General features: G+C 38.5%; 10 protein-coding genes. 7 read left to right on the top strand and 3 right to left on the bottom strand.

The annotated features are described in order from the left end of the window. Window positions 1-271: 271 nt before the first annotated feature. Together AC3DU7_RS14550 and purL are read left to right on the top strand one after the other, a co-directional pair. Window positions 272-472, top strand: coding sequence for a type II toxin-antitoxin system VapB family antitoxin (locus tag AC3DU7_RS14550; protein WP_488040047.1), 201 nt, complete (start codon window positions 272-274; stop codon window positions 470-472). A 265-nt stretch (window positions 473-737) separates the two neighbouring features. Further along, window positions 738-3,074 carry a phosphoribosylformylglycinamidine synthase subunit PurL gene (gene purL / locus AC3DU7_RS14545; RefSeq protein ID WP_488040046.1) on the top strand — a complete coding sequence of 779 codons (2,337 nt, stop codon included), beginning with the start codon at window positions 738-740 and terminating at the stop codon, window positions 3,072-3,074. A 364-nt stretch (window positions 3,075-3,438) separates the two neighbouring features. Here purL and AC3DU7_RS14540 read toward each other — a convergent pair whose 3' ends face one another. Then, window positions 3,439-4,293, bottom strand: coding sequence for a hypothetical protein (locus AC3DU7_RS14540; RefSeq protein ID WP_488040045.1), 855 nt, complete (start codon window positions 4,291-4,293; stop codon window positions 3,439-3,441). A gap of 323 nt (window positions 4,294-4,616) precedes the next feature. Here AC3DU7_RS14540 and AC3DU7_RS14535 point away from each other — a divergent pair, with 323 nt between their 5' ends. From AC3DU7_RS14535 to AC3DU7_RS14525, 3 genes are all read left to right on the top strand, one after another. Beyond that, complete coding sequence (locus AC3DU7_RS14535; RefSeq protein ID WP_488040044.1) at window positions 4,617-5,204, top strand: hypothetical protein; 588 nt, start codon at window positions 4,617-4,619, stop codon at window positions 5,202-5,204. A gap of 260 nt (window positions 5,205-5,464) precedes the next feature. Then, the gene (locus AC3DU7_RS14530; protein ID WP_488040043.1) at window positions 5,465-5,710 is read left to right on the top strand and encodes a UPF0175 family protein; all 246 of its coding nucleotides are present in this window, start codon (window positions 5,465-5,467) and stop codon (window positions 5,708-5,710) included. Then, entirely contained in the window at window positions 5,707-6,198 is a 492-nt protein-coding gene (locus AC3DU7_RS14525; RefSeq protein ID WP_488040042.1) for a PIN domain-containing protein, read from the top strand. Before AC3DU7_RS14530 ends, AC3DU7_RS14525 begins: the two co-directional genes overlap by 4 nt. Before the next feature lie 99 nt (window positions 6,199-6,297). On the opposite strand, the gene AC3DU7_RS14520 is transcribed toward AC3DU7_RS14525, so the two are convergent. Both AC3DU7_RS14520 and AC3DU7_RS14515 read right to left on the bottom strand, forming a co-directional pair. Further along, window positions 6,298-6,507, bottom strand: a complete 210-nt coding sequence (locus tag AC3DU7_RS14520; protein WP_488040041.1) for a hypothetical protein — start codon at window positions 6,505-6,507, stop codon at window positions 6,298-6,300. After that, window positions 6,494-6,982 (bottom strand): type II toxin-antitoxin system VapC family toxin, encoded by a 489-nt coding sequence (locus tag AC3DU7_RS14515; protein WP_488040040.1) that lies wholly within the window; start codon window positions 6,980-6,982, stop codon window positions 6,494-6,496. Before AC3DU7_RS14515 ends, AC3DU7_RS14520 begins: the two co-directional genes overlap by 14 nt. Before the next feature lie 104 nt (window positions 6,983-7,086). Between AC3DU7_RS14515 and AC3DU7_RS14510 the strand changes: the two genes are divergently transcribed. Together AC3DU7_RS14510 and AC3DU7_RS14505 are read left to right on the top strand one after the other, a co-directional pair. Next, window positions 7,087-10,047, top strand: a complete 2,961-nt coding sequence (locus tag AC3DU7_RS14510) for a CHAT domain-containing protein (protein WP_488040039.1) — start codon at window positions 7,087-7,089, stop codon at window positions 10,045-10,047. A gap of 112 nt (window positions 10,048-10,159) precedes the next feature. Beyond that, on the top strand, window positions 10,160-10,429 hold the full coding sequence (locus AC3DU7_RS14505) for an element excision factor XisH family protein (protein ID WP_488040038.1): 270 nt from the start codon (window positions 10,160-10,162) through the stop codon (window positions 10,427-10,429). Window positions 10,430-10,497 lie beyond the last annotated feature (68 nt).

Raw genomic sequence — 10,497 nt, 5'->3', positions numbered from 1 at the left:
ACAGGAAATTTTTTTCTTCTCTTGGCCGATTGGAGATGGCTTCAAAACTCGTTCTTGCAGACCCACTCCGCTTTACATGTTGCGGAGCAAAACGCAATCCCACCCTACGGGAAGCTCCGCTTTTCGCGCCAGCGTTGCAAAGCAAACGACCGCTTTTTTCTTCTTTATAAGGAGAAGCTTTAAATCTTAATTATTCGTTAATATTCTCTAGAGTTTAAACAGTTTTTTTTGCTACAATAATCTTGTCACATATTACTACGCTAATTAATATATGGTAACTAATATTAATATTGATGAAAAACTCCTGAAGGAAGCTCTAGCTTTGAGCAACCATTCCACAGAAAATCTCCTGATAGAAGCAGCTTTGCGTGAATATATTCAACGTCGTCAACAACTGAAAGTATTAAAATTATTTGGTACTATCGACCATGAAGAAAATTATAATTATCAGCAACAAAGACAAAAAAAATGAATGTTGTCATTGTACATAAATTATTAATTATTTCCCCCTACTCCCTACCTACCTCTTTTAGTGAAAATGTCTATCTATTTTGTCTTAGTATCTCCAATAATCAAAAATAAAATCAATTATCTCATAGAAATAATCAATTATTTCCACCTACTCCCTACTCCCTACTCCCTACTTCCTCTTTTGGAGGAGATGTTTATTAAGTTTGACATAATTAATGAGATAATAAAAATACCAAAAAATTAACTCATTTTTCCAGTTATAAATTATGTCACAAACTCCCTTTTCTACAGAAGAAATAGCATCCGAAGGCATCAAACCAGAAGAATATCAAGAAATTCTCAACCGCCTCGATCGCCACCCCAATAAAGCAGAGCTGGGAATGTTTGGAGTAATGTGGTCAGAACACTGCTGCTACAAAAACTCCCGCCCTCTCCTTAAACAATTTCCCACCACAGGTAAACGCATTCTCGTTGGACCTGGAGAAAACGCCGGAGTGGTAGACCTAGACAATGGACTCCAACTCGCCTTCAAAATTGAATCCCACAACCACCCATCTGCTGTCGAACCATTTCAAGGTGCTGCTACTGGAGTAGGTGGCATTCTCCGAGACATATTCACAATGGGCGCTCGTCCGATCGCTGTACTTAACTCCCTACGTTTCGGTTCCCTAGAAGATGCCAAAACTAGACGCATTTTTACTGGAGTAATTTCCGGCATTTCTCACTACGGAAACTGTTTCGGAGTACCTACAGTTGGTGGAGAAATTTACTTTGACCCTGCTTATACAGGCAACCCCTTAGTCAATGTCATGGCATTGGGTTTAATGGAAACTCCCGAAATAGTTAAATCTGGTGCATCCGGTATTGGCAACCCAGTCTTATATGTCGGTTCCACCACAGGTAGAGATGGTATGGGTGGAGCAAGTTTTGCCAGTGCCGAACTCAGCGATAAATCAATTGACGATCGGCCTGCTGTACAGGTAGGCGACCCATTCTTGGAAAAATGCTTGGTTGAAGCTTGTCTAGAAGCATTCAAAACAGGGGCAGTAGTGGCAGCTCAAGATATGGGTGCTGCTGGTATTACCTGTTCTACTTCTGAAATGGCAGCAAATGGTGGTGTGGGTATTGAATTTGACCTTGACAAAGTGCCAGTACGAGAAACTGGGATGGTGCCTTATGAATATTTGCTCTCAGAATCTCAGGAACGGATGTTGTTTGTTGCTGAGAAAGGTCGCGAACAAGAATTAATTGATATTTTCCAGCGTTGGGGACTTCATGCTGTGGTTGCTGGTACAGTTATTGAGGAACCTATTGTGCGAATTTTATTTGAGGAGAAAATAGCAGCGGAAATACCTGCTACTGCTTTGGCAGATAATACTCCTATTTATCACCGGGAGTTGTTGACTGATGCACCGGAATATGCTCAAAAAGCTTGGTCATGGAATTCGGCATCTTTGCCATCATGTACGGAAGCAGGTATTGAAGTGCAAGGAAATTGGCAAACTTGGAATGATATTCTTCTGACTTTATTAGATATTCCTACTATCGCTTCTAAACATTGGGTATATCAGCAATATGACCATCAAGTGCAGAATAATACAGTTATGCTGCCTGGTGGTAGTGATGCTGCTGTCATTCGGTTGCGTCCGCAAATTTCTACGGACAACCCACCATCAAATTCTGGTGTTGCTGCGACGGTAGACTGCAATTCTCGTTTAGTTTATCTAGACCCATATATGGGAGCAAAAGCGGTAGTAGCGGAAGCTGCTCGGAATCTCAGTTGTGTAGGTGCCGAACCTGTGGCAGTTACGGATAATCTCAATTTTGGTAGTCCGGAAAAACCTGTGGGATATTGGCAACTTTCGGAGAGTTGTCGCGGTATTGCTGAAGGTTGTCGGGAGTTGGGAACTCCTGTTACTGGTGGGAATGTGTCTTTGTATAATGAAACTCTGGATAGTGATGGTCATCCCCAGGGGATATATCCGACTCCAGTGGTGGGAATGGTGGGTTTAATTCCTGACCTGAGTCGTATTTGTGGGCAAGGTTGGCAAACTGAGGGAGATATTATCTATTTAATTGGAAATTTAGGAGTTGGGTCTTTAGCTGCTTCTGAATATTTAGCAACTGTTTATGGTGTGGTTGCTGGGAAACCCAGTGAGGTAGATTTTGATTTGGAGCGTCGGGTACAGGGAGTTTGTCGTCATGGTATCCGTCAAGGTTGGGTAAATTCTGCCCATGACTGTGCTGAGGGTGGTTTAGCGATCGCTCTGGCGGAGTGTTGTATTAGTGGGAAGTTGGGAGCTGAGGTTAATTTGGAATTAGCCAAAAAGTCTGATTTTCGGTGGGATGAGTTTTTGTTTGGAGAGGGTGGTTGCCGAATTTTGGTTTCTATTGCGCCAGAAAATCAGAAAATTTGGGAGTCATATCTCCAGGAAAATTTGACTAATTTTTGGCAAAAAGTTGGTCTGGTTGGTAATGCTGCAAGTGGTTTCAAAATTTTAGTTGATGAGGGTGTGTCTTTGATTAATTTAGAGATGGAGGAAATGAGCGATCGTTTTAACAATGCTATTGAAAGGCGGCTTTCATTAATGGATAATGGATAATGGATAATGGATAATGGATAATTACCTCTGGTTAAAACCGTTACGGAATTGAATATCAGGAAATATTATTAATGGATAATTGATAGTGGATAATGGATAATGAAAGAATTCTCTAACTCCCTAACTTTCTAACTCTTTAATTATCAATTATAAATTTTCAATTATCCATTGGTAAAAGGAGGCTTTCAACCAGAATTATTTAATTATTAATTATTAATTATTTGGTAAGTTTTAGGTTGTAGGTTTTAGGTTTTATATCATGTCCAGATAATAGCGTGATGAAAAAACTTATTATGAGTGCTTCAACAGTAAATCTTTCTATTTTCCCTACTCCCCCACTCCCCTACTCCCCCACTCCCCACACTTAGGGTGTCGCTTCGGGGCTGAGAATAACAACATATTCTCCACGATCGCTCTGCTGAATAATTACCACTGAAGGGCTAACATTTGATGGAGCATTTTTTGGCAAAGAGGGGAATATATAATATTGACCGTCTCTATCGATCAGCAGTCGCCAGATAATTTGGAGAGGTTGAGGCTTGGTTTTGTCATTGTAATCTTGTAATAGTAACTCTTCATATAATTCTAAATCTCCGATAACACGAAAACTGCCAACTTTAGGATCGTCTCCAGTATCATCAACTTTTCTGCCTAATGGTAGTTTATTTTCTGGTGTTATTAAAGTTACTACTGGAAGAGATGATGTTTCGTTGCGCGAGTCTCGAATAGCATCAACTTTTCCCTGATTTTGACCGAGGAAAAATAAGGCTGTTAATAACCAGGTAACTATGACTATTTCATTAATTAAAACTTTGTCATACTTTTCATCATTAACTGGTTGAAAATTGGGAAATGAAAGGAGGGTACGATTAATTATATGGCATTTTCTTTTCAATGTTTTTCGTAACAACCAAGAAATTATTTGATTAATAATATTTGCCAATCCTTGGGTAAAAAATTGAATTATTTTGAAACTAATTATGATGATGATAAAAGTGGCGATCGCTATCTTAATAGTGCGCAAGATAGTAGAAATATCTCCGCTAGATATGTTGCCGAAAAATACTTGTATTGGCACAATTAAAAATGATTCAAATGGTAAATCTAGAGTAGTTACTTCTAGTTGAAAATAACTAAAATAAGCCCAACGATAAATCCAACCTGTGAAATATAAACCGACTCCTAATACACTTAATAAACTAGCTATTTTACCAAACATTTTCTATAAATTATGATTTTTTTATAATTTTATACTAACAACTTTTAACTTTTAACTTTTGACTTTTGAATTTATGCAATGGTGCGTTACTACAGATTGTTAAATGTGCGCTGGCATATTTACAAATTACAAGAATTGTCCAATAGCTAAAAGTCTTATATTATCCGTTTTTTATTCCCCTCCTGGGAGGGGGAGGGGCAAGGGGTGGGTTGCCTGTTGCCAGATGAGCTGTTGCCTGCGCACAGCGCTATATCTCCGGAAAATTTCACTAACACAGTGGTTAAACATATTAGTAGTAACTAATATTTATATCCGGTATAACTATGAAGATAACTCAAATTATAATAATTTTTCTAGTTGCTTGTCTGACAGTCGTGGTAGGAGATATCAGACAGACGATCGCTAACCCTAAACTTATTGTAAAAACTGAATGTAAATCAACGGTACAATCTATTCCTTTTTCCTTCCCTACTAATGCGAGAGTGGTATTAAAAGATGGTGATAGTAGATCGGGTACGGTAATAGATATTAATTCTCAAGATATTACTATTAAAAAAGGTCAGATTGTTAAAGAAGCGATCGCTAATATTGTTCGGATTAAGTTTAAGGGAGACATTTGGTGGCCAACTTCTAGTGAACCTATTAAACTTCGTGGGGATGAAGATGAACTAGATATGAAAGGTACACCCCGACGTTTTCAGGTCCGAATGGATGACTTGGAATGGGAGGATGCAGAGAAAGGTATTGCAGTTATTAAACATGAAACTGTGCTTGGAGTAGATGAGGCAAAAGGTCTACCTCGAGATATGAAGTGTCCTGGTAAGAGTCGTTATATTGTCAGTGAGATGGAGTTGGAACTGGAGCAACAAATTTTGATTATTACTGCTACTTCTCACTCAAGAACAGAATAGTATTTAGTATATTAGACATCTCCGAAAAAGATATAGGTTTTTTGCAGGAGTAGGCAACAGGCAACAGGCAACAGGCAACAGGTAAAATATTTTTAGGAAAAAGGCACGAAAAAAGATTTTTTAGGGTGAATTTTTCGTATCCTTAGCCTGCTCTAATTAAAAGATTTATTTTCTGGAGATGTCTATTGAGTATTTAGTAGGTTGGGTTCCGGAATTGATATAATTATTAATTGTTAATTATTAATTATTAATTATTGAACATGAGCATTATTATTTCCGATCAAATTTTGTGTGCGACTAGAATGACGGAATCTGAGATGAAACTGGAAATAGCTGTTATGCTTTTCCAAAAAGAAAAACTGACTTTAGGTCAAGCTAGTCGGTTTGCTGACATGAATAGAATTGCTTTTCAGCATTTATTAGCTAGTCGTCAAATTCCAGTTCATTATGACATAAAAGATTTGGAAAAAGACATTAAAAACTTACAAGAGATGGGGATATTATGATTATTGTTAGCGATACTTCAGCTATCAATAACTTAGCCTCTATTAACCAATTAAATCTGTTGCAGCAAATATACGGTAATGTGATTATTCCTACAGCAGTTTACAAAGAATTGACAGAAACAACTTTTCCGGTAGCTGGTGCAACTGAAGTTCAAACATATAGTTGGATTTCAATTCGCTCAGTTACTAACCAAACTATAGTAGAACTTTTGGAAAAAGAACTAGATCCGGGTGAAGTTGAAGCCATTGCTTTGGCAGTAGAAATGTCAGCAGATAAACTTTTGATTGACGAGCGTCAGGGTAGGGAGGCAGCAGAGAGATTAAATTTACGATGTACAGGGGTTTTAGGAGTTTTAATTGCGGCTAAAGGTCGAAAACTGATTCCTGAAGTTAAACCTTTGCTAGATCAGCTCATTCATCAAGCTGGTTTCTGGGTAGCAAAACCTCTGTACGACCAAGTCTTAAAAATTGCTGGGGAATATAGTTAATCAATGTTGTAGTAGTAGTTAGTTAAGATTCAATTTTTAGCCAGTGGGAGCATCTTGCTCCCGTTATGGTTTTGCCCCTGTCTTGCGTGAGCGAGACGCTCACACTGTGTTTTCTACGGAATCTCTATTTTCTTTTCTTTTTTTCAAAGGAGTTTTAATGAATTTGATTTTCCCTTGCCATTCTTTCTCAAATTGCTTTTGTCTCTTCAGACAATCAGCTAATATTAATTTCGAATCGTAGTTAAAAGCTTTGGCGTGTTCTTCTCGAATTTGGTAAATTTCTTCTAAAATTTCATCAGGTAACATCATAGTTTTTTCCTCTTAATTGATAAGGTGTACAAAGTATTGGTAATTCATAGCCAAAGTTAGTGCTAATTTCAGATAGTTTTCTCTGGATATCAGGGTTAGCAATATGGCGACAATTCCATGTTAAAAGATAGTCTAAACTATAAACAGTTGCTAGGGCAATATGCAACGCATCATCACTAGCTTTAGGGGGAAGATTGGTTTGTTGGAGAAACTGTTCAGTCAAGTTTGTAACAGTTTCATTGGCAAAGAGAAAGGGAAGGTTTGTAATAACCTCTATTCTTTTTTGAGCCATTTCTGGATCGCCTTTTGCTATCTCATTTAATACTGTCTCAGAGACATAGATTTCAAAATTGTCTCGGCAAGTTTCCCACCATTCTCTGGTTACTGTCATATTAGCAGCAACAATTAGATTTTGGCTTGGTCTGGCGGTTAAATAGCCAATAACACTTGTTTCCAAATATAAAGTTTTACTCATGGCTATTTAATTCTTGTTCAAATTTACTTTGTTTAAATTTGCTCATTGCTCAATTTTAACCTAATTCTATTTGGCTTAATTATTTATTTGAGGAAAATAAGACAATGAAACGAATTATTATTACCTCTCTAATCGGAATAACAACCCTGACTGCAACTCCTCTAATACTGCCACTATTACCACAACGGAGTTACGCCCAAACTTCTGACTCTCAGGCACAACAATTAGAGCAACTACTAGAAACAGCATTCCAACAAATAGGGCAATATCAATCTCAGGAGGCTATAGAAACGCTTCAACAAGCTTTAGCTATTGCCAGAAAAATTCAAGATCGAGAAAAAGAGGCAGATGCTAACTTTGGTCTTGGTTTTAACTATTATCGTATAGGCAAGCCACAAGAAGCATTAAATTTCTATGACCAAGCCTTGATGATTTTTAGGGAAGTGGGCGATCGCTCTGGAGAAGCTATCACTCTCACTGGTATTGGTGTAGTTTACAGCAGTATAGGTCAACGCCAAAATGCATTAGAATACTACCAACAAGCTTTACCTATCACGCAAGAATTAGAAAACCGCTCAGTAGAAGCTACTACTCTCATTAATATTGGTGTAGTTTACAGCAGTATAGGTCAACGCCAAAAGGCATTAGAATACTTGCAGCAAGCTTTACCTATCACGCAAGAAATAGGCGATCGCTTACAAGAAGCTACTACTCTCACCAACATTGGTGCAGTTTACAGCATTACAAGTCAACCCCAAAAGGCATTAGAATACTACCAGCAAGCTTTACCTATCATGCAAGAAGTGGGTGATCGCTCAAGAGAAGCTGCTGTTCTCGATAATATTGGTGGAGTTTACTACAGAATAGGTCAGCGCCAAAAAGCATTAGAATACTTGCAGCAAGCTCTACCCATCAGACGAGAAATAGGGGATCGCTCTGGAGAAGCCATTACTCTCAATAATATTGGTGAAGTTTACCGCAATATAGGTCAGCGCCAAAAGGCATTAGAATACTACCAGCAAGCTTTACTCATCTTTCAAAAAGTAGGCGATCCTTCAGGAGAAGCTGCTGTTATCAATAATATTGGTGAAGTTTACCGCAATATAGGTCAACGCCAAAAGGCATTAGAATACTTGCAGCAAGCTCTACCCATCAGACGAGAAATAGGGGATCGCTCTGGAGAAGCCGTTACTCTTAATAATATTGCTGCTGTTTACGAAGATATAGGTCAACGCCAAAAAGCATTAGAATACTACCAGAAAGCTTTACCCATCTCGCAAGAAGTGAGCGATCGCTCTGGTGTTGCTAATACTCTCAGTAATATTGGCGTAGCGTACAGCAGTATAGGTCAAAGCCAAAAGGCATTAGAATACTATCAGAAAGCTTTACCCATCTCGCAAGAAGTGGGCGATCGCTCACAAGAAGCTACTACTATCATCAATATTGGTGCAGTTTACAGCAGTATAGGTCAACGCCAAAAGGCATTAGAATACTACCAGCAAGCTTTACCCATTACGCAAGAGGTGGGCGATCTCTCACAAGAAGCTACTACTCTCAGTAACATTGCTCATGTTTACCGAGATAGCAACCAACCAGAGAAAGCTATAGAAAAGTGGGAAAAGTCAGTACAAATTACTCTAGAAATGCGTGGGGGGTTAAAAAAAGAAAACCGTAAAGCTTTTTTAGCAGATGAAAAAAATGAGGGCAGATCGATCGCCCTTATAGATCTCCTCATTGACCAAAATCAACCTGACACTGCCTGGCAATGGTATAACCTGGCTACTACTTTCGACCTCGCTGACTACACTCGCCTTATTGATGCTAAAGTCAAAAACCCAAAAGCTCAAAAACTGATTAACCAATGGCAAGAAAACAATCAACAATTACAATTTCTCTACAACAAAATAGAAGATGAATGGAGTCTTCAACTTTCCGAACAAATTAACCAGTTACAAGCAACAAACAGCCAACTTGCGGAAAAAATTAGCAAGGAATTCCCAGAAGTTGCCGAGCTTTTTGAATTCAAACCAGAAGACATCGACAAACTCAAAGCCAATATTGCACCGGATACTGTTGTTATTCAACCTGCTCTTTTAACTGGTATTACAAATGTTCCCGATAGCATCGCCATATTCTTTGTCACTAGAGACAAACCCGTCTTAGTTAAAAAAATTCCCATAGATACCCAAGAATTTGATTGCATCCTCACCAAATATCGCAAGCAACTAGAAAACCCCAACTCCGACGACTTCGCCGCTAACCAAGAAAAACTCTATGACTATCTCATTCGCCCGATGGAAGCAGAAATAGCAGCTTACTCCCCCAAACAACTAGCCATCATCGCCACCGAGAAATTGCGTTATATTCCCTTTGAAACCCTATACGATAATCAAGCTAACGAATATTTAATAGAAAAATATCCCATCCACTACCTCACCCGCATCTCTTCCCGCATCAAACAGCAGGAAAAAAAGACTCAATCTATGAAAGTATTAGCATTTGGAAATCCCCAACCCACAAAAGTAGACCTCTCTGGTGCAGAGGATGAAGCCAAAATTATCGCGGAACAGTTACCAAACAAACATTACATTCGAGAAGAGGCAACCCTCCCTCGTTTCAAAAACGAATCCCTTGGTTTTCCCTTAGTGCATCTCGCTACCCACGGTTGCTTTCAAAAGGATGGTTGCCCTGGTGTGGGTTTAGAAGCAAATACTATTTTGTTTGCCAATGGAAAAACTTTTAATATCAGAGATGCTGCACTTTTAGGATTAGAAAATACTGATTTAATCGTTTTGAGTGCTTGCCAAACTGCCATGAAAGCTGACTCCAACGGTGAAGAAATAGCAGGAGTTGCCTATTTATTTGAGCGTGCGGGAGCTGATGCGGTTATTGCCAGTTTATGGAATGCGGAGGATGAGATGACAAAGGATATTATGGTAAAATTTTATCAGAATTTGCAACAAGGAATGACAAAGGTGGAAGCATTACGTCAGGCAAAGTTAAGTTATAAGGATGAAAGGCCGTTTTATTGGTCGCCTTTGATTTTGATAGGTGATGGGGAGTGAGGGAGTTGCTAGACACAGATTCGGGCGCGGATAAACGGATTCATCATTTTACATCATCTGTGCAACAAAGCCCCCTAAATCCCCCAATTTTGGGGGACTTAAAGATAGCAAATTGACTCTTGTTCCCCCCAAATTTGGGGGGCTAGGGGGGCAAAATTCAGTATCAAAAAACTTTTCAGATATCCTCTTAGGGCAATATTTAATTTATCAAACATTCCTTTCTGTTACCCACCCAAGTTATAAAGTTTATTTGGCAGTTAGTCACAAAATTTATGAAAAGTTTTTTGCGCAAGTTGCAATTGAATTAATCCTCCAAAAATATCAAGTTTTACTATTAGTAATTGACATTAAAAAAGAGGAAATTATTAAATGGATAAGCTAATTCATTATCAAAATATCATCAAACAAATCCTAACTAATTATCAAAGAATATCAGCACAAGTTCCCGAT

It is taken from the genome of Okeania sp., from assembly GCF_983059655.1.
Note: the sequence above shows the minus strand (reverse complement) of the source record. Positions and strands in the feature narration are given on the sequence as shown.